18 protein-coding genes are annotated in these 19,937 nt (G+C 46.6%); 7 read left to right on the top strand and 11 right to left on the bottom strand.

From position 1 onward, the window contains the following. Positions 1–9: 9 nt before the first annotated feature. From citE to citC, 3 genes are read right to left on the bottom strand one after another with little or no spacing between them, the layout of a single operon-like run. Positions 10–879 (bottom strand): citrate (pro-3S)-lyase subunit beta, encoded by an 870-nt coding sequence (citE, locus tag RS889_RS03235; RefSeq protein WP_315709262.1) that lies wholly within the window; start codon positions 877–879, stop codon positions 10–12. Then, a complete protein-coding gene (citD, locus tag RS889_RS03230; protein WP_315710902.1) occupies positions 876–1,172 on the bottom strand; it encodes a citrate lyase acyl carrier protein in 297 nt (98 codons plus the stop codon). The genes citE and citD overlap by 4 nt, the downstream gene beginning before the upstream one ends. A 51-nt stretch (positions 1,173–1,223) precedes the next feature. After that, complete coding sequence (gene citC / locus RS889_RS03225) at positions 1,224–2,267, bottom strand: [citrate (pro-3S)-lyase] ligase (protein WP_315709261.1); 1,044 nt, start codon at positions 2,265–2,267, stop codon at positions 1,224–1,226. 287 nt (positions 2,268–2,554) lie between these two features. Between citC and citS the strand changes: the two genes are divergently transcribed. The 6 genes from citS to RS889_RS03195 all read left to right on the top strand — a co-directional run bounded on the left by citS (position 2,555) and on the right by RS889_RS03195 (position 9,896). Beyond that, complete coding sequence (gene citS / locus RS889_RS03220; protein WP_315709260.1) at positions 2,555–3,895, top strand: citrate/sodium symporter CitS; 1,341 nt, start codon at positions 2,555–2,557, stop codon at positions 3,893–3,895. Between the two features lie 56 nt (positions 3,896–3,951). Further along, a complete protein-coding gene (locus tag RS889_RS03215) occupies positions 3,952–4,212 on the top strand; it encodes an OadG family protein (RefSeq protein ID WP_315709259.1) in 261 nt (86 codons plus the stop codon). A 20-nt stretch (positions 4,213–4,232) separates the two neighbouring features. Then, on the top strand, positions 4,233–6,038 hold the full coding sequence (gene oadA / locus RS889_RS03210) for a sodium-extruding oxaloacetate decarboxylase subunit alpha (RefSeq protein ID WP_315709258.1): 1,806 nt from the start codon (positions 4,233–4,235) through the stop codon (positions 6,036–6,038). Positions 6,039–6,049: 11 nt separating this feature from the next. Next, entirely contained in the window at positions 6,050–7,351 is a 1,302-nt protein-coding gene (locus tag RS889_RS03205; protein WP_315709257.1) for a sodium ion-translocating decarboxylase subunit beta, read from the top strand. 167 nt (positions 7,352–7,518) lie between these two features. After that, positions 7,519–9,192 carry an ATP-binding protein gene (locus tag RS889_RS03200; RefSeq protein WP_425475109.1) on the top strand — a complete coding sequence of 558 codons (1,674 nt, stop codon included), beginning with the start codon at positions 7,519–7,521 and terminating at the stop codon, positions 9,190–9,192. Between the two features lie 11 nt (positions 9,193–9,203). Next, a complete protein-coding gene (locus RS889_RS03195) occupies positions 9,204–9,896 on the top strand; it encodes a response regulator (RefSeq protein WP_315709256.1) in 693 nt (230 codons plus the stop codon). Positions 9,897–9,937: 41 nt separating this feature from the next. On the opposite strand, the gene ispH is transcribed toward RS889_RS03195, so the two are convergent. From ispH to ribF, 5 genes are read right to left on the bottom strand one after another with little or no spacing between them, the layout of a single operon-like run. Beyond that, positions 9,938–10,888, bottom strand: a complete 951-nt coding sequence (gene ispH / locus RS889_RS03190; protein WP_315709255.1) for a 4-hydroxy-3-methylbut-2-enyl diphosphate reductase — start codon at positions 10,886–10,888, stop codon at positions 9,938–9,940. Then, the gene (gene fkpB / locus RS889_RS03185; protein WP_315709254.1) at positions 10,869–11,345 is read right to left on the bottom strand and encodes an FKBP-type peptidyl-prolyl cis-trans isomerase; all 477 of its coding nucleotides are present in this window, start codon (positions 11,343–11,345) and stop codon (positions 10,869–10,871) included. Before fkpB ends, ispH begins: the two co-directional genes overlap by 20 nt. Positions 11,346–11,348: 3 nt before the next feature. Further along, positions 11,349–11,855 carry a signal peptidase II gene (lspA, locus tag RS889_RS03180; RefSeq protein WP_021017186.1) on the bottom strand — a complete coding sequence of 169 codons (507 nt, stop codon included), beginning with the start codon at positions 11,853–11,855 and terminating at the stop codon, positions 11,349–11,351. Then, complete coding sequence (gene ileS, locus RS889_RS03175) at positions 11,855–14,668, bottom strand: isoleucine--tRNA ligase (protein WP_315709253.1); 2,814 nt, start codon at positions 14,666–14,668, stop codon at positions 11,855–11,857. Before ileS ends, lspA begins: the two co-directional genes overlap by 1 nt. 32 nt (positions 14,669–14,700) lie before the next feature. Beyond that, a complete protein-coding gene (gene ribF, locus RS889_RS03170; protein WP_021017188.1) occupies positions 14,701–15,642 on the bottom strand; it encodes a bifunctional riboflavin kinase/FAD synthetase in 942 nt (313 codons plus the stop codon). A 404-nt stretch (positions 15,643–16,046) separates the two neighbouring features. Between ribF and rpsT the strand changes: the two genes are divergently transcribed. After that, positions 16,047–16,310: a 30S ribosomal protein S20 gene (gene rpsT / locus RS889_RS03165; protein ID WP_290180611.1), complete on the top strand. Its 264-nt coding sequence runs from the start codon at positions 16,047–16,049 to the stop codon at positions 16,308–16,310. A 78-nt stretch (positions 16,311–16,388) separates the two neighbouring features. Here the strand turns inward: rpsT and nhaR are convergent, their stop codons facing one another. The 3 genes from nhaR to dnaJ all read right to left on the bottom strand — a co-directional run bounded on the left by nhaR (position 16,389) and on the right by dnaJ (position 19,839). Then, positions 16,389–17,279, bottom strand: coding sequence for a transcriptional activator NhaR (nhaR, locus tag RS889_RS03160; protein WP_021017190.1), 891 nt, complete (start codon positions 17,277–17,279; stop codon positions 16,389–16,391). 8 nt (positions 17,280–17,287) lie between these two features. Further along, positions 17,288–18,481, bottom strand: coding sequence for a Na+/H+ antiporter NhaA (gene nhaA / locus RS889_RS03155; RefSeq protein WP_315709252.1), 1,194 nt, complete (start codon positions 18,479–18,481; stop codon positions 17,288–17,290). A 224-nt stretch (positions 18,482–18,705) separates the two neighbouring features. Continuing rightward, complete coding sequence (gene dnaJ / locus RS889_RS03150; RefSeq protein ID WP_021017192.1) at positions 18,706–19,839, bottom strand: molecular chaperone DnaJ; 1,134 nt, start codon at positions 19,837–19,839, stop codon at positions 18,706–18,708. Between the last annotated feature and the right edge of the window lie 98 nt (positions 19,840–19,937).

Here is a 19,937-nt window from a genome sequence, read left to right as displayed (position 1 = left end):
ACCCTGCTTTTATTCACGAATACCGGACTCAGCTTTGGCTAATACGCGACGGGCGTGAGCAATAATGGGGCCGTCAACCATTTTCCCTTTCAGGGAAATCACACCTAACCCTCGCTGTTCCGCCTCTTCGGCGGCAGACACAATGTCATTGGCTCGACACACTTCGTCGTAAGTGGGGGCATATGCTTGATGAAGTAGCTCAATCTGCCGGGGGTTAATCAATGATTTGCCATCAAAACCCAGCCGTTTGATCTGCTCGACTTCCTGCAGGAATCCCTCTTCGTTATTGACGTCGGAATACACCACGTCATAAGCGGCGATACCTGCTGCACGGGCGGCATGTAACACCGCACATCGGGCATAGAAGAGCTCCGAGCCATCGCCACGTTCGGTCTGCATATCCATCACGTAGTCAAAAGCGGCGAGTGCAATCGCCAACATCCTGGGAGATGACCGGGCGATAGCCAACGCATTGACCACCCCTTCAGCCGACTCGATCGCGGCCATTATTTTGGTGCTGCCATGGGCTCGGTCACACTCGGCCTCAATACGTTCCAGATGCCCTTCAAGTGCCTGAATATCCTCAATACCATTGGTTTTAGGCAAACGCACCATATCCACGCCAGCTCGTACTACGGTTTCCAAATCGGTTAAACCAAACGGAGTGTCGAGGGAATTAATCCTCACCACCGTTTCGATATCCTGATACATCGGATGTTGCAGTGCATGAAAGACCAACAGCCGGGCGCTATCTTTCTCACGCAGGGCAACTGCATCTTCCAGGTCAAACATCACCGCATCCGCACCATACACAAACGAAGTACTTAACATGGCGGCATTCGAACCCGGTATAAATAACATGCTGCGACGTAGCTTCATTCCATCAGGCTCCATTGTGGTTGTTCCATCTCGGCAGCACGCATCACGGCTGTTTCAACCCGAGCCCTTAAAATGCACTCCAGCGCACCCTTATCATTAACAGTGACAGCGCCCTGAAGGACCCCCATTCGCCCCAGGGTTTCTCTGACAACACGTTCAATCTCTCCACCAAACTGCGGCATGACCACACTATCAATCGAGAGCCTCAGTTCCCGTTCGGGAATAGGTGTGATATGAACCAGAACGTCGCTTGACTCTAATGTGCCAGCCGACGCATCTTTCACTATTTGCACCACGGTTATTAACCCCCGTTATTTTTAATAAAAACGTTCTGCTTCACCTGTTTATGCTGAGGTTATTTCCTGTCGGTTAATTTTATTCATCAAGAACTGGAACGTACTGGCTGGAACAAGTGTGGATAATTTCCCGACTTCACCAATAAACAATAAACTCCTGACTTTTGAGGCAGAAACAGGCTGTCCTTTTACCTTCAGGCGTGCTAATTCAATAACTTTCAGCGGAGCCACATTATCGATAGGCTCCTGTAATATTCTTTTCATCTCACGATTATAATCTTGTGTCAGCGAGCAAAAGGGTTCCGTACCAATAAAACGGTGGGTAATCCCGAGAGCTGGTGCTAAATAACGGCGAAATAAACAAAGATCGATTTGACTATGGCAATAATTCACCTTCTTTTTGTCTTTTATAAAATAGCTGGGGAATGTCATACGAGAAATAATATAATCAGAGCCTGGATGCAGTGTGACATTAGATATGCCTTTTACTCCTTCATTTAGTAATCGCCAGCGTTCATCATAAGAAAAGTAAGAGGCATCTTCTTTTACCAGAAAAACATGTAACCAGTCACAGCGTGAGGCGGCTTGCTCAATAAGATAGCGATGCCCAAGAGTAAAAGGATTGGCATTCATCACGATACTGCCAATCCGCTTTCCCCCATGACGATGCAACCCCAACTGGCAGCAATAGCGCATTAATCGGTTAGGACTGTTTTCCATTACCGCAACTTCGTCCGCTATCTCAATCAAAGGATAAAAACCACTCTCTTTAAACAATGGAACATTTTCCGGACGAGTGAAAAGAAAGAGTGCATTTTGTTGTCGCTCATACGCCAGTAGTGTTAGCTCAGTCAATAATTTGGCGCTGATTCCCTCCCCACGGCAAAGCGGATCGACAGCTATACATTTCAATATATTTTTCGCTATTCCGCCACACGCGATAAGTTTTTCGTCCTCATGCACGACAACAAAGGTGTCAACCTGTTCATCGAGCCCCAATTCAAAGCGGCGTAGAAATACACCTATTTTTTCTACATTTTTCTTGTCGCCACTATCAACACATGAAAATGACACGTTGATATATTCATTCATAGTATCTAAATACCAGACGTTTAATTTCAAACAATGGCGAGCATTTAACCGGATAAAAAAAACACTTTTTAAGATTCAGATCACAAATGATCACTAACTTAAATATCTTTATGCTCTTTATTAACTTAATTTAAAACGCAGTAAAAAAGGAAATAAAAATAATTAAGGAAATAAAAAAAGCAACAATTATTGAACAGCATCACACTAACAACCCCGGAACTTTAATTAGCATCTATGCTCTCCAGAAAATATACCACTCTTAATAGACAGATAAGGTAGAATTGATAATGACAAACACGGTTAATTTTCCAGAAAAGGAGATCAGTGGTGCTCGGGCCATATGGTCTTTTAAAATATTCGGCATGCCATTGCCACTCTATGCATTAACACTTATCACTTTAGGTTTGTCTCATTTTACGAATACCTTGCCTAAAGACCTGGTTGGTGGCTTTGCCATCATGTTCGTTATTGGTGCCATATTTGGTGAAATAGGAAAGCGGCTCCCCTTATTCAACAAATATATTGGCGGCGCACCCGTCATGATATTTTTAGTTGCCGCATGGATGGTTTATGCCAATATTTTCACCAAAAATGAAATAGCTGCAATCAGTAATGTGATGGAGAAAAGCAACTTTCTGAACTTATTCATCTCAGTACTCATTACCGGTTCTATTCTATCCGTGAATCGTAAATTATTACTTAAATCACTGATTGGGTATATCCCCACCATTCTTGCCGGTGTATTAGGCGCAGCCATCTTTGGTATCGTCATTGGTGCCATGTTTGGTATTTCCATGGATCGTATCCTCATGTTGTATGTACTGCCTATTATGGGGGGAGGAAATGGCGCAGGTGCGGTACCTTTATCAGAAATCTATCATGAGGTGACAGGCAATTCGCGTGAAGAATACTACTCTATCGCTATTGCCATTCTGACTATTGCCAATATTTTCGCCATTGTAGCGGCTGCAGTACTTGATATTTTAGGTAAAAAATACCCCGCCATCACCGGTAACGGCGAACTGGTGCGCAAATCCAGCTTCCAGATCGACAAAGATGAAAAAGTCGGCGAGGTAACACATCAAGAAATCGTGATCGGGTTGGTACTGGCAACCTGTTGCTACCTGTTATCGTACGTATTGTCAAAATCCCTTCTCCCAGGTTTCGGCTCCATTAAAATTCATACCTTTGCCTATATGGTCCTGATTGTCGCCATCCTGAATGCCGCCAATTTTTGCTCACTGGAAATCAAAGAAGGGGCAAGACGTCTCTCTAATTTCTTTTCCAAACAAATGCTGTGGGTACTCATGGTCGGGGTTGGTGTCTGTTATACCGATCTGGGTGAGATCATTAATGCCATCACCCTGACTAACGTCATTATTGCCGCCTTCATCGTCATCGGCGCCATCATAGGTTCAGCGTTATGTGGTTGGGTTATTGGTTTCTATCCGGTAGAAGCGTCGATCACTGCGGGCCTGTGTATGGCCAACCGCGGTGGCTCCGGTGACCTGGAGGTACTGTCCGCCTGCAATCGCCTGTCACTGGTCTCTTACGCCCAAATCTCATCCCGACTCGGTGGCGGTATTGTGCTGGTGATTGCCAGCATCGTGTTTGGCTCACTGATGTAACTACCTAATACGCATGTCTTGTCGGCATGCGTATTTTTATTAACAGGACGATAAAAATGACAAATGGTGAGCTAATGCTCGAAGGTGTGTACCTCATGATATCCGGTATGGGATTCGTCATCAGTTTTCTCATCATACTGGTTTTTGCACTCGGGCTTATGTCAAAAATTATTATGCGTTTCCCCCCTGCTGAACCCATCGTACCGGGCCGCGGCATAGCGGAAAAACAACCGACAGTATCGCATAACTCCCTAAATGTGGTGATGGCCGCCGCCATACATCACTACCGCCAAACTCACCCTATCACTGAACGCTGATTTAAATTATGGAGAAGGTCATGACATTATCTGCGCGCCCGGTCGCGATTACTGACGTCGTATTGCGCGATGCACACCAGTCGTTATTTGCCACACGTTTACGTTTGGACGATATGCTCCCTATCGCCAACTTGCTGGATCGTGTGGGCTATTGGTCTGTGGAAAGTTGGGGAGGGGCAACGTTTGATTCCTGTATCCGTTTCCTTGGCGAAGATCCCTGGCAGCGCTTGCGGGAAATAAAACAGGCGATGCCGAATACCCGGCAACAAATGCTGTTAAGAGGGCAGAATATTCTTGGATACCGCCATTATTCCGACGACGTAGTGGAACGTTTTGTCGAGCGGTCCGTTGCAAATGGCATGGATGTTTTTCGTGTTTTTGACGCCATGAATGATGTTCGCAATATGCGTTGCGCCTTACAGGCAGTACACAAACAAGGAGCACACGCACAAGGCGCATTAAGCTATACCACTAGTCCGGTACATAATGAAAAAACCTGGCTATCTCTGGCAGAACAATTGGTTGAAGTCGGAGTCGATTCAATCGTCATCAAAGATATGTCTGGTATTCTCACCCCATCCACCGCCTACAGCCTGGTAAAACAACTCAAACAACGGGTGGATGTGGATATTCACCTGCATTGCCACGCGACAACCGGCATGTCAGAAATGACATTGCTCAAAGCGATTGAAGCGGGAGTTGACCACATTGATACCGCTATCTCATCAATGAGTTCCACTTATGGTCATCCCTCAACCGAGGCTATGGTTGCCGCACTCAATGACACGCCTTATGACACGGGGCTTGACCTAGCTTTGCTAGAGAAAATTTCGGCTTATTTCCGCGAAATTCGCAAGAAATACCATGCCTTCGAAGGTCAGTTAAAAGGCAGTGACAGCCGCATTCTGGTAGCTCAAGTCCCCGGTGGTATGCTCACCAATCTGGAAAGTCAGCTGAAACAGCAGAACGCCGCGGACAAACTTGATGATGTATTAGCGGAAATACCCAAAGTACGTGCGGATCTCGGCTATATCCCATTAGTTACACCGACATCACAGATTGTCGGCACCCAAGCGGTGCTAAACGTGTTAATGGGGGAACGTTATAAGAATATCGCCAAAGAGACCGCCAGCATTTTAAAAGGTGAGTACGGCTCAACACCTGCCCCCGTTAACACCGAACTACAGCAGCGGATACTGGACGGCCAGTCGCCCATCACCTGTCGCCCGGCAGATTTGCTGCCGCCAGAGATGAGCACACTGGAAAAAACCGCCCTCACGACCGCACAGGAAAAAAACATCACCTTGGCAGAGAATCCAATTGATGACGTACTGACTATCGCATTGTTCCCGCAAATCGCTTGGAAGTTTCTGGAAAACCGGCACAATCCGGCGGCCTTTGAACCCAAGCCGCAATCCGTAGACAAGATATCCCAACCGACGGTTGCCAAGACACCTGTTGCGCAGGTCACCAACGACAAAACACCCGCCACTTACACTCTGAGGGTGGATGGTAAGGATTATGTCGTACAAGTCAGTGAAGGTGGTGTTATTCAACAGGTTCAGCCAACTACGCCAACGATTGACACCACTCCCGTCAAAGCGGATGCCGAGGTTCCGGTGAAGGCACCACTGGCTGGCAATATATGGAAGGTCCTCGTCAAACCAGGGCTTCTCATTCAGAAAGGGGATGTGGTCGTTATTCTTGAAGCGATGAAAATGGAAACTGAAATCCGTGCTGCACAGTCAGGCACGGTCAGTTCAGTACAAGTTAAAGAAGGTGATGCTGTTGCGGTCGGTGACTGCATGCTGGCACTGACACTATAAGGCGATACGTTATGGAACGGATTAGTGCCCTGCTTCAGGGCATGGGGTTGATGTCCCTCTCAGCCGGCCAGGCGGTTATGATCATCATCAGTCTGCTGCTGATTTGGCTGGCTATTGCCAAAAAGTTTGAGCCGCTGTTATTGCTACCTATTGGTTTCGGTGGATTACTGGCGAATATTCCTGATGCCGGTCTGGCCATGTCGGCGCTGGAGATGGCGCTTTATAAGGCAGATCCCGTTATCATCAGCTCATTCTCGGCCAAACTGGGGTGTTTGCCAGATGTCGCGGCAATCAAGGCGCAGCTCAGCATCGCTTCACCACAACAGATACACGACATCACGCAATTCGCCTCGCTTTCTGGCTATAGCGATGGGGTGCTCTATATTTTCTATCGTACCGCCATCGCATCAGGTGTCGCGCCGCTGGTGATTTTTATGGGGGTCGGCGCAATGACAGATTTCGGACCATTGCTGGCGAATCCCAAAACATTACTGCTTGGTGCAGCGGCACAATTTGGTATTTTCGCCACAGTGTTGGGGGCATTAGGGTTAAATTTACTCGGCGTGATTAATTTTACGCTACCACAGGCAGCGGCGATCGGGATTATTGGCGGAGCAGACGGCCCCACCGCCATCTATCTTTCCAGTATCCTGGCGCCAGAGTTACTGGGCGCAATCGCCGTGGCGGCCTACTCGTATATGGCACTGGTTCCCTTAATTCAACCCCCCATCATGCGGGCTCTGACATCACCGTCCGAACGTAAAATTGAGATGATTCAGTTACGAGTAGTCAGTAAACGGGAAAAAATTCTGCTCCCGGTGATGCTGCTATTACTGGTCGCGTTAATTTTACCGGATGCCGCGCCTTTACTCGGTATGTTTTGTTTTGGCAATCTGATGCGTGAATGTGGTGTTGTGGAACGGCTGAGCGATACTGCGCAGAACGGACTGATCAATATCGTAACGATATTCCTGGGTTTGTCGGTGGGTTCTAAACTCAGTGCAGATAAATTTCTACAACCACAAACGCTGGGCATTTTACTGTTAGGTATCATTGCATTTGGTATTGGTACGGCAAGTGGCGTATTGATGGCAAAGTTACTCAATCGCTTTACTAACACCGAAATCAATCCGCTAATTGGTGCCGCCGGCGTATCCGCCGTCCCCATGGCTGCACGTGTAGCCAACAAAGTGGGGTTAGAAGCCAATTCACAAAACTTTTTATTAATGCATGCAATGGGTCCTAACGTTGCTGGCGTAATTGGCTCAGCGATAGCCGCAGGCGTGATGATTAAGTATATCCTTTCAATGTAACCTACATGGCGGCAGACACTCTGCCGTCACTTCCTTTATACATAACGATTGCATTAGTGAATTTAACAAATTAACCCCATCACATTTTACGAAAAATTAAGCACATAAAACAAAATAAAAAAATAAAATACATACAAACACATCTAACAAATAGAGTTAGACCAACCATGAAGACAACACATTTATTTAACAAAGTAAATAATAACAAAAAATGTAATTTAGAGAAAATGAAACATAACATCAATCATCTTAGCTTTAAAAGTAAGATATTTATTCTCATTTTATTTACATCGACCATCACCATTGTAACAACCGGCAGATTTATCATCGATCAAACCCGTAGTTACCTACATCAACAAGTAGGACAACGGGCGCTTGTTCAAGCAAAACAAATATCAGAAATTCCTTCTATTATTGAAGCTGTTGAATCAAAAGATATCAATAGACTTAAAGAAATTTGCTCGACATTGTATAAAAACTCCGATGCCACATTCATTACAATCGGTGATGCCGATGGAAAAAGACTTTACCATGTTGATGATGACAAAATTGGCAAACCAATGAAAGGCGGTGATAACTGGGAGGCGTTTAATGAGGGGAAGAGTTACATTTCCATAAAGCGTGGCTCATTAGGATTTTCATTACGGGGAAAATCCCCCATCTATAATACACATAATAAAATCATTGGAATTGTTTCTGTTGGATATACCTTATCGCAACTAACTATATGGTTTAATGTACAAAAAAACACATTATTATTATCGCTTACCATTACATTTTTATTGCTTGCCATCTGTGCCTGGCTTTTCTCATCGCACATAAAAAAACAGATGTTAAACATGGAGCCATTAGAGATCGCAAATTTGTTCATGCAGAAAGAGGCCATCTTCGACTCTGTTTTTGAAGGTATCATAGCCATTGATTATGAGGGCAGAATCACAGCCATAAACCAGGCAGCGGAGAATATCATTTCATTGGTTCAACCGCTAAACTCACTCCTTGGTGAGAAAATCAGTGAAGTTATATTCGATGATGACAACTTCTTCAGAAATGATAACGAAAATAAAAAAGACCAGATAATATCTTTCAATAGTATCGAAGTAATTGCCAGTAAAACTTGCGTTAATATTAACCATGAACTTTATGGATGGGTAATTAGCTTTCGGAGAAAAGATGACATCAGCTTACTTAATTTAGCACTAAATCAAGCACAATTACACAGTGAAAATCTAAGGACCATGCGCCATGAGCAAGTAAATAAAATGGCGACTCTGGCTGGTTTACTTCAAATGAAGCAATATGATAATGCATTAGATATGATTATGGGAGAATCGGCTCATCATCAAAAAACAGTTGATTATATAAACCAAACATTTAAAGAAAATCATTTAGTAGGATTATTAATTGGAAAATATAATGATGCAGAGAAGCTAGGTATAAAAGTGAAGTTTGATCCAGCCTGCGATATAGACAGCTTACCACCATCACTAAGTCATCAAGAATGGATATGCATAATAGGAAACTTACTGGATAATGCAATTCATGCCATGATGATAAATAAAGAAACATTAAAATTTGATAATATAGAACCTGCCATTGAAGTTTATATGTCGAAAAACAATAGTGAACTGGTTATTGAAGTCGCTGATTATGGCTGTGGTATCTCGGATGATATTCGAGAAAAAATATTTGATAGAGGTGTAACTACAAAAAAAAGCACGGAACACGGCATCGGACTCTATCTGGTCGACAAATATATTAGAAAAGCAAAAGGGAATATAACCATTGAAGAAAATACCCCTTACGGGACAATATTTTCATTATTCATTCCAACAGATTAAAGGGTAAAAAGATGAAGTCTATTAATATAATGATAGTAGAAGATGAAGCTGAACTAGCAGAAATATTTTCAGATTTTATTAAAGAAAATGCCAGATTCTGTGTTTCTGGAATAGCCAGTTCATTATCAGAAGCAAAGAAAATGCTGCGTATTTATAAACCCAACCTCATATTACTGGATAATTTTCTACCCGACGGTCAGGGATTAGAGCTCATCAAATACCTCATTACAGAAAAAAGTCATGCCAGAGTAATATTTATCACTTCTGATAATGACATGAAAACAATCAGTGAAGCTATACGCCTGGGCGTATTTGACTATCTGATCAAACCGATTCATCACCAAAGGCTGCAACAGACACTAGAGCGTTATAAGCGTTATCTGGGGGCATTACGTTCACAGGATCAGGCAAATCAACAACATGTAGATGCTTTATTCAAAATACAATCTAAAGAGATGATGGAATCTGGCGACATGCTTCCTAAAGGATTAGATATATGCACATTGCAAAAAGTACGGGAATTATTTGAAAGACGCGATCAGGAACACACGACCGAGACGCTGGCAAAAATTTTGGGAAGTAGTCGGACAACGGCACGACGTTATCTGGAATATGGCGTCAAAGAAAACTTACTGGAGGCGGAAATCATATACGGTAGAGTAGGACGGCCAGAACGTATATACCGGACAAAGCGACACATATAAATAAACCACCAAGAGCAGACAGACTCCGCCTGCTCTTGTAATCAGTCGACTCGCTTCACCGATATACGCAGTTCTTTAGGCACTTCAAAAACAATGTTTTCTTCACAGCCTTGCATTTCAACCGCAACCTGCCCACCCAGTGATTGTAAGCGTTTCACAACCTGCTGAACCAGAATATCCGGTGCCGAAGCGCCCGCGGTCACCCCGACACAAACCACACCCTTGAGCCATTCTTCCTTGATATCCTCAGCAAAATCAATCAGGTAAGAAGGCTTACCCACTCGCTGCGCCAACTCCGCCAGACGATTGGAATTGGAAGAGTTTTTCGACCCCACCACTAGCACCACGTCGGCTTGCGAAGCCAGACTCCTGACCGCTTCCTGACGATTAGTCGTCGCATAGCATATGTCATCTTTACGTGGGCCGATAATCAACGGGAAACGTTCACGCAATGCATCAATCACCGCAGACGTATCATCTACCGATAACGTGGTTTGCGTCATAAAGCACAGGTTGGTTTCATCCTTCACCTGCAATTTCCAGACATCTTCCGGCCCTTCAACCAGATACATTCCACCATCAGGGTTATTGTATTGCCCCATGGTGCCTTCCACTTCAGGGTGACCCGCGTGACCGATCAGAATGGCTTCCGTCCCTTTCCGACTGGAGCGAGCTACCTCCATATGCACTTTGGTCACCAGTGGACACGTGGCATCAAAAACGGTGAGATCACGGTTTTTCGCCTCGGTACGTACTGATTGAGAAACGCCATGTGCAGAAAAGATCAAAATCGCCCCATCAGGCACGTCCTCAATCTGCTCAATAAAAATTGCACCACGTTCCCGCAATCCATCCACTACATAGCGGTTATGCACAACTTCATGACGAACATAAATCGGTGCGCCATACACTTCCAGTGCCCGCTCAACAATGCTGATAGCACGATCGACGCCCGCACAGAAACCACGCGGGTTAGCTAACAATATTTTCATGACCCACCTCCTGCTGTGCGGGCGGATCAACAGCCAGAACTTCCACATCAAAAGTAACAGTATGCCCGGCCAGCGGGTGGTTGAAATCCACAGTAATGGATTCTTCTGCCACCTCACGGATAATACCCGGCATATCATCGCCACCTACGCCGCTGAACAACATGATCGTACCGACTTCAGGTACACCGGTCTGCGCAAAATCACGACGTAGGAAGAACTGAACCAAATCAGGATTCGAAGGGCCGAAAGCAGACTCCGGTGACAAGCTGAACTGACGCGTATCCCCTGCCTGTAGACCCAGCAGTTGCTGCTCCAATTCAGTCGACAGACTGTCGTCTCCCAGCCGGAACAGCGCTGGTTTACCGCTTGCACGGGTATCCTCAGCCACTGAACCCTCTTCCAGCGTCAGAGTGAAATGGACCAGCACTGCACTGTTAGCTTGCACTTGTTGTACCATGCGCTATTTATCCTTTGCACCCTTCTTCTCTGGCGAAATAAAAAAGCCTTCCAGCACAATCAGCAGAGCACCGATACAAATAGACGTATCTGCCAGATTGAAGATCGGGTAATGCCAATTATTGACATGAAAATCAATAAAATCGATAACATAACCGTGCACCAGACGATCAGAGAGATTGCCGATTGCACCGCCAATGATCAGTGCATAGGCAATATTATTCAGCTTATGACGCCCGTCTGAACGGTACATAAAGACCAATAACGTTACCGTGATTGCCAATGCGATTACGGCAAAAAGCCAACGTTGCCAGCCACCTTTATCGGCCAGAAAACTGAACGCCGCCCCCAGATTATGGGCATAAGTCAGGTTGAAAAACGGCACCAGTGATAACGACTCACCCAGTTGGAAATGGGTCATTACCCACTGCTTACTGCCGAGATCGACCACAAGAACCACCAGCGTCAGCCATAGCCAACGCAGCCCGCTTGCTCCAATTGATTTACTCATCAGACAAATTTACGCTCTTCGCCATTGCCGCCAATATTGGTCGCGCAGCGACCACAAATTTCAGGATATTCGGCATGAGTACCGATATCCAACTCATAATGCCAACAACGCGGGCACTTATCCCCTTCAGCTTTACTGAGGACAATTTTCAGGCCCGATAATTCACTCTGTTGTGCCTGTGCAGGTGCATCTTCGTAAAGTGCCACCACCGCTTTGGATGTCAGCAGGGCAAAATGCAGCTCTCTCTGCAAACGGTTCAGTTTGTCAGCTAATTCAGCATCGGCATACAACGTGACAGACGCTTCCAGCGAACCACCAATACGTTTATCGTTACGCGCTTGCTCAATCACTTTGTTCACTTCCGAACGCACTTTCAATATTTCATCCCAGAAAGCGTCATTCATGGTTTCGGCACTGTCCAATCCAAACAGGCCGTCATACCACTCTTCGGTAAAGACATACTGCGCACGTTTGCCTGGCAGATAACCCCAGATTTCATCAGCCGTAAAGGACATGATCGGAGCCATCCAACGTACCAACGCTTCAGCAATATGATACAGCGCGGTCTGACAACTACGGCGTGCCACGCTGTCACTCTGCGCGGTGTACTGGCGATCCTTGATGATATCAAGATAGAAAGAACCCATCTCAATCGAGCAGAACTGCATCAGACGTTGTACTACCCGATGGAAATCATAACTTTCATACGCTTCGACAATTTCCTTTTGTGCAGCTTGCGCGCATCCCACGGCCCAACGGTCCAGAACCACCATATCCTGCGGCTGCACCATGTGCTGTACGGGATCGAAACCATTTAGATTGGCCAGCAGGAAGCGGGCCGTGTTGCGGATACGGCGATAGGCATCAGCTGAACGTTTCAGAATTTCATCAGAAACGGCGATCTCACCCGAGTAATCAGTAGACCCGATCCACAGTCGAAGAATATCCGCACCCAGTTTGTCCATCACCGCCTGTGGGCTCACCGTATTGCCGATGGATTTCGACATCTTGCGTCCCTGACCATCCACGGTGAAACCATGAGTCAATACCTGCCGATAAGGCGCTTTGCCTTTAATCGCCGTGGAAATCATCAGTGAAGACATAAACCAGCCGCGGTGCTGGTCAGAACCTTCCAGATACATATCGGCAGCGTGACCGGCAAACTCAGGGCGCACATCCACTACCGAAGCATGTGTGGAACCGGAGTCAAACCACACGTCAAGCGTGTCAGGGACTTTCACATAATCAGCGGCTTCCGAACCCAGCAACTCGGCCGCGTCAAGATCCCACCAGGCTTGAATACCATCCTGCTCAACACGTTTGGCAACCGCCTCAATCAGCTCGCTGGTACGCGGATGCAATACTTCTGTATCCTTGTGGACAAACAGTGACATTGGTACGCCCCAGGTACGCTGACGGGAAATACACCAGTCAGGACGGTTGGCGACCATCGCTTCAATCCGCGCCTGTCCCCAATCCGGGATCCACTGCACCCCTTTGATCTCAGCCAGAGATTGTTGACGCAGTCCTTTCTGATCCATGCTGACAAACCACTGCGGCGTGGCGCGGAAAATAATGGGGGTTTTATGACGCCAGCAGCATGGATAGCTGTGTAGTAGTTTTTCTACATGCAGCAATGCGCCTTTATCACGCAGGATCTCAACTATCAGATCGTTCGCTTTAAAGACAAACTTGCCATCCAGTTCGGGGTAAGTTCCACTCAGGTAACAGCCGTTCGGCCCAACCGGGTTGGCGATTTCCAGATTGTATTTCTGGCTGATCACATAGTCGTCCGGACCGTGGCCCCCCGCAGTGTGTACCGCACCGGTACCCGCCTCCAGCGTCACATGGTCACCAAGAATAACCGGGACATCAAAGCCCATGAATGGATGCTGGAAGCGTAACAGTTCAAGATCGCTACCAGTACAATCCCCCAAAACGACCCAGTGAGTAATACCCACACGGGCCATCACATTCTCAACCAGATCAGCCGCCAGAATTAATGCCTTGCCTTCAACCTGGACCAGTTGGTAACTGAACTCCGCATTCAGCGCAATCGCACGGTTAGCGGGCAGCGTCCAAGGCGTTGTCGTCCAGATCACCAATGACAGCGGACCATCTACTTGACTAACACCAAATTTTGCCGCCACGGCCGCTGCATCAATAGCCTGGAAAGCCACATCAATAGAAGGTGACGTTTTGTCGTAATATTCCACTTCCGCTTCAGCCAGTGCAGAACCACAATCGGCACACCAGTGCACCGGTTTCGCGCCTTTATGCAAATGACCGTTATCAATGATTTTGCCGAGTGCACGGATAATATTGGCTTCAGTTTTAAAATCCATGGTCAGGTACGGATGATCCCAATCACCCAGAACCCCAAGACGGATGAAATCCTTCTTCTGCCCGGCAACTTGTTCTGCTGCATATTTCCGGCATTCCTGACGGAATTGCGCTGCACTGACTTTTTCTCCCGGTTTACCCACCAGTTGTTCAACTTTCAGCTCAATCGGCAATCCATGACAGTCCCAGCCCGGAACATAAGGCGAGTCATAACCGGAGAGTCCTTTGGACTTAACAATAATGTCTTTCAGAATCTTGTTAACTGAGTGACCAATATGAATATTGCCATTCGCATACGGAGGGCCATCGTGAAGAATAAAGGTTTTCTTACCCTTTTTGGCGCTGCGAATAATCCCGTACAAATCCTGCTCATACCAACGTTTCAGCATGTCAGGTTCGCGCTTGGCCAGATCGCCACGCATCGGGAACCCTGTTTCCGGCAAATTCAGGGTAGTCTTATAGTCACTCATTAGATTCTCGATTTCGTTTTCGGCTAGAAAAATTAAACCGGTGTCTTTAGCCCGAAGAATTCACGGGCCGCCACCACGTCATTAGCGATTTGCTGCTTAAGAATATCAATCGAAGCAAAACGCTGTTCATTACGCAATTTCTTACGCATTACTACATCTATATGTCGACCATACAGATCCAGCGTAACATCCAGCAGATGTACCTCCAACTGCTGATGCTTGTCTCCCGTTACCGTGGGACGCGTGCCAATATTGGCAACCCCGGGTAGCGGCGTTTCTCCCAGGCCATAAACGCTCACCGCATAGACACCGCTTATTGGCGATACCTGTCGTTTTAACGGTAAATTAGCGGTAGGAAAACCAATAGTTCTTCCCAGCTCATTGCCATGTACTACGCGCCCGGAAATACGGTAAGGATGCCCCAGTAGATCTTCTGCCAGGGCCAGATCGTCCTGGCTAAGTGCTTCACGCACGGCAGTACTACTGACTCTTCTGCCACCCTGGCAAAAAGTGGCGGTGCTGATAACGTCAAAACCCAGTTCAAGGCCAGCTTTCTGTAATAACAGGAAATCGCCTTCGCGACCAGCCCCGAAACGGAAGTCATCCCCTACGACCAGAAATTTCACACCCAGTTTTTCAACCAACAGGCGGGAGATGAAAGTTTGGGCATGATTGGCAGCGAAATGGGAATCAAACTTCACACATAACAGATAATCAATGCCGGCCTGAGCCAGATAATTGACCTTGTCCCGCAGGCGTGTTAGACGGGCCGGGGCTTTTTCTCCCGCAAACAGCTCCAGCGGTTGAGGTTCAAAGATCATCACCATCACCGGTAAACCACGGGCCCGCCCTTCCTGTTTAAGGTGTTCGAGCAGGATCTGGTGCCCGCGGTGGACACCATCAAAATTGCCAATAGTAAGCACACAGCCATAATGGCGTGCCTGGAGATTGTGTATACCGCGGATTAGCTGCATAACTGGCTCAAAAATGTGGAAATCGGCGGATTATACCTTGTACAGAGAGTAAGGTTAACCCGCGATTCGCGCCTTTTGTTATCTGCGCACTTTATTTCATGTGATGATAACCTGAGCATGTTCCACATTGGGCTACAATGACACCTGAAATACACCATCGGCAATAAAGGCTTTTAGTAAAGATCAGCGTGTTAACGTGAATTCCATCTGTCATAGCGAATTTATCATGTGAAAGACTGTATTCCCTGCCGTGAAGCTGTTAAAATCCTGCGCCATCACAACGTAACAAGCGCTGACGTACAAACGGCGCTTATTTGCACAAATCCATTGACAAAAGAAGGCTAAAAGGGCATATTCCCCGGCCTTTGAATTGTCCTCGATAGAATATATTTGGGAGTTGGACCTTGGCTAATATCAAATCAGCTAAGAAACGCGCCGTACAGTCTGAAAAGCGCCGCAAGCATAACGCAAGCCGTCGCTCCATGATGCGTACTTTCATCAAGAAAGTATATGCGGCGATCGCTACTGGCGATAAAGAAGCAGCACAGAAAGCGTTTAATGATATGCAACCGATTGTGGATCGTCAGGCAAGCAAAGGACTGATTCACAAAAATAAAGCCGCACGTCATAAATCTAATCTGGCCGCTCAAATCGGCGCGATGCAATAATTACACTTTCGTGATTCTTGCTAAGAAAACCGGCTCAGGCCGGTTTTTTTGTGAGCACATTTTTTGGTCGGTATAAGTTCACCCCTGAAATAATGCGGAAAAATCTTTGTTACAGACACGCTGCACCGCGGGATGCTGAATCATACGCTCCGCAAAAATGACATAGTATTCATCCTGCACATTATCCATACGGCCTATTTCGACGATATCTGCCTGCAAATAAATCTCATGGGCATACAGGGAAGGCGCAACAAAAATAGCGTCATGATGTACGCCAAATGCGGTCATCAGTGCCGCATCATCAAATTCCCCCAGAATTTCCGTTCGAATATTATTTTCATTAAACCAATTCAATAATTTACGACCCAGCATAGTTCGCCGTCCTGGGATCAACAACCGACGTTGTTCCAGACAGGCCGGAAATGGCAGTTCTGGTTTTGGCTGACGACAATAAAAGCTGACACCACACTCCCCCAGCTTGAGGGAAAACAACCCTTCCTGCTGACTGGAATCAATGGGACAATCCGACAGAATCATGTCCAGTTTATGCTGACTCAACTGTTCCAGTAACATTTCATGGGTGGATTCAAAACAACGCAGATGAATATGATCCTGTTCAGTCACCACCGTTTCCAACACCTGACTGACCAGTCGTTTCGACAATGCGTCAGCGACGCCGACATCAAACAGCAGATTTGATTCCTTGCGATAGTTAACGATATCCAACATTTCCTGACTCAGCGCAAACATCTTGTCGGCATAGCGGAACACCAATTGCCCTAGTTCGGTAGGCTCAAGACCGCGCCCTTTACGCTTGAACAACCGGCCCTGTAAACGCGCCTCCAATGTTTTAATCTGTCCGGTAATCGTCTGCGGTGTTAAAAACAGTGCCCCGGCCGCACCGGCCACCGAGCCCGCTTTACAAACATGCCAAAAATAATAGAGATGGTTAAAATTGATATGAGTCATGCTAACAATCACTCTTCTTCTGTTTTGCAATCATCAACTGACGACAATGCGCTTCTCAAGGTCATGTACCCCAGTACAGCGGCCACTAATGAAGCCAGCAAAATACCTAGCTTAGCGTACAGAATAAATGCTGAGTCACCGCCACTAAATGCCAACAACGTAATAAAAATCGACATTGTGAATCCGATACCACACAGCATGGAAACGGCCATGACCTGGCGGAAATTGACGCCTACGGGTAACTTTGCGAATCCCAGCTTTATCACTAGCCAGCTACATAGGGAAATGCCAATCGGTTTCCCAAGTAATAATCCCGCACAGATACCTACAACCAGTGGCGAAAAAAGATTCTCCAGTTCAATACCCTTCAGCCCGATACCAGCATTGGCAAAAGCAAACAACGGAATAATCAGAAAAGAAACCCAAACCTCCAATCCATGCTCCAGGGAGGTCGCTGGTGATGGTTTGCCATCAGACGCCTGCAATGGAATGAAAAAACCCACAATAACGCCAGCCAACGTAGCATGTATGCCAGATTTCAGAATGCAGACCCAAAGTACAATACCGACCAACAGATAAGCCGAGGTTTTCAGTACGTTCTGCTGGTTCATATATGTCAATACCAACACGGCTAGCAACGCCCCCGCCAATGCGGGCCAATAGATCTGGTGAGTATAGAAAATAGCAATAACGATGATTGCCCCCAGATCATCAATAATCGCCAGCGCCAGCAAAAATACCTTTAAACCAGGTGGTACGCGCTTTCCCAATAGCACCAGAATACCCACGGCAAACGCAATGTCTGTCGCGGCTGGGATTGCCCATCCGGCGCGAGTCTGGTCGTCATAGGCGTTAAACAGTAGAAATATCAATGCAGGGAACACCATACCACCGATAGCCGCTGCTACAGGTAATAACGCCTGACTACGACTTGCCAGTGTCCCGCTGATCAATTCACGCTTTACCTCAAGTCCTATCATCAGAAAAAAGATGGCCATCAGACCATCATTGATCCACAGCAATAGTGACTTATTAATCTCCAACGCCCCCAGTTTGAAAACCACCGGCAGTTCAAGGAAATATTGATATGCGGCGACAGTGAAAGACGTATTGGCCATTACCAACGCCAGTAAAGTCGCCGCAATTAAAGTCACTCCTGCTGCGGCATCCAGGCTGGTAAAACGCCGAAGTATATTAATCATGTCATTCTTCTCTCTTGGTCGGCAGAAACAGGGATAATCGCGTCTGGTATGAAGGTACAAGGTTACGTAACTTCATCTATCGATAAAAGCAGTTTTAAATTGAACTATTACTCGGGAAAACCAATGCTTCTTTCCAGAAAATAGAATGCCGGAAAACGTTTACGAAGAGATAAAAAAACCGGCTGGCTTACACCAACCGGTTTTATGTTTCATTCAACACCGATTTAACGGGTCAAATCATCAAAGAACTTTTTCACACCCTCAAAAAAGTTTTTGGAGCGCGGACTGTTCCGTTCACCAGATGGACCACCAAAACTTTCGTCCAATTCCTGTAACAGTTGTCTCTGACGCTCATTCAGCTTAACCGGGGTTTCTACCACAACACGGCACAATAAATCACCCTGAGCTCCGCCACGTACTGATTTAACGCCTTTACCACGCATTCTGAACAATTTGCCAGTCTGTGTTTCTTCTGGCACTTTTAGTTTTACACGCCCATCCAGTGTAGGGACTTCAATCTCGCCCCCCAACGCCGCCATGGCAAAATTTATTGGCACTTCACAGTATAGGTTATTATCTTCACGCTGGAAGATGGGGTGTTGCCGGACCTGTACCTGAACATACAAATCTCCGGCTGGAGCGCCGAACTCCCCTGCTTCACCCTCACCAGAAAGTCGGATCCGGTCACCAGTATCCACCCCAGCCGGAATTTTAACCGATAGTGTTTTGCTTTTCTCTACACGCCCGTGACCATGACATTTCACGCAGGGATCTTTAATGATTTTTCCACGACCATGACAATGCGGACAAGTCTGCTGAACCGTGAAAAAGCCCTGACGCATCTGAACCTGACCATTGCCATGACAAGTAGGACAGGTTACTGGCGAACTGCCGGGTTTGGCACCGCTGCCATGGCAAACATCACACTCTTCCAACGCGGGGATACGGATTTCTTTGGTGACGCCACGAACAGCCTCTTCTAGCGTCAATTCCATGTTATAACGTAAATCGGCACCACGACTTGCACGCTGACGACGATTGCCACCAAAGATATCGCCAAAAACGTCGCCAAAAATATCACCGAAATCGGCGCCATTACCACCACCGAAACCGCCACCGCCCATACCACCTTGCTCAAACGCGGCATGGCCATACTGGTCATAAGCTGCGCGTTTCTGCGCATCGGTTAAAATTTCATAAGCTTCTTTGACTTCTTTAAACTTGGCTTCAGAGCCTTTATCACCAGGATTGCGATCTGGATGATATTTCATCGCTAAACGCTTATAAGCCTTCTTGATTTCACGCTCATCGGCACTGTTGGAAACACCTAACGTCTCGTAGTAATCTTGCTTCGCCATTCTTTTGCCCTGCCCTCAACATGCGTGCACGGGCGTAGAGTTTCCCCGACGCCCGTGCTTGGTTGCCAGCAACAGTATGAGTTACCGCTACCGTGCCC

This window comes from Brenneria uluponensis, assembly GCF_032395385.1.
Taxonomy (GTDB): Bacteria; Pseudomonadota; Gammaproteobacteria; order Enterobacterales; family Enterobacteriaceae; genus Prodigiosinella; species Prodigiosinella aquatilis.
The sequence above is the reverse complement of the archived record's forward strand: the minus strand, read 5'-3'. Positions and strand labels throughout refer to the sequence as shown.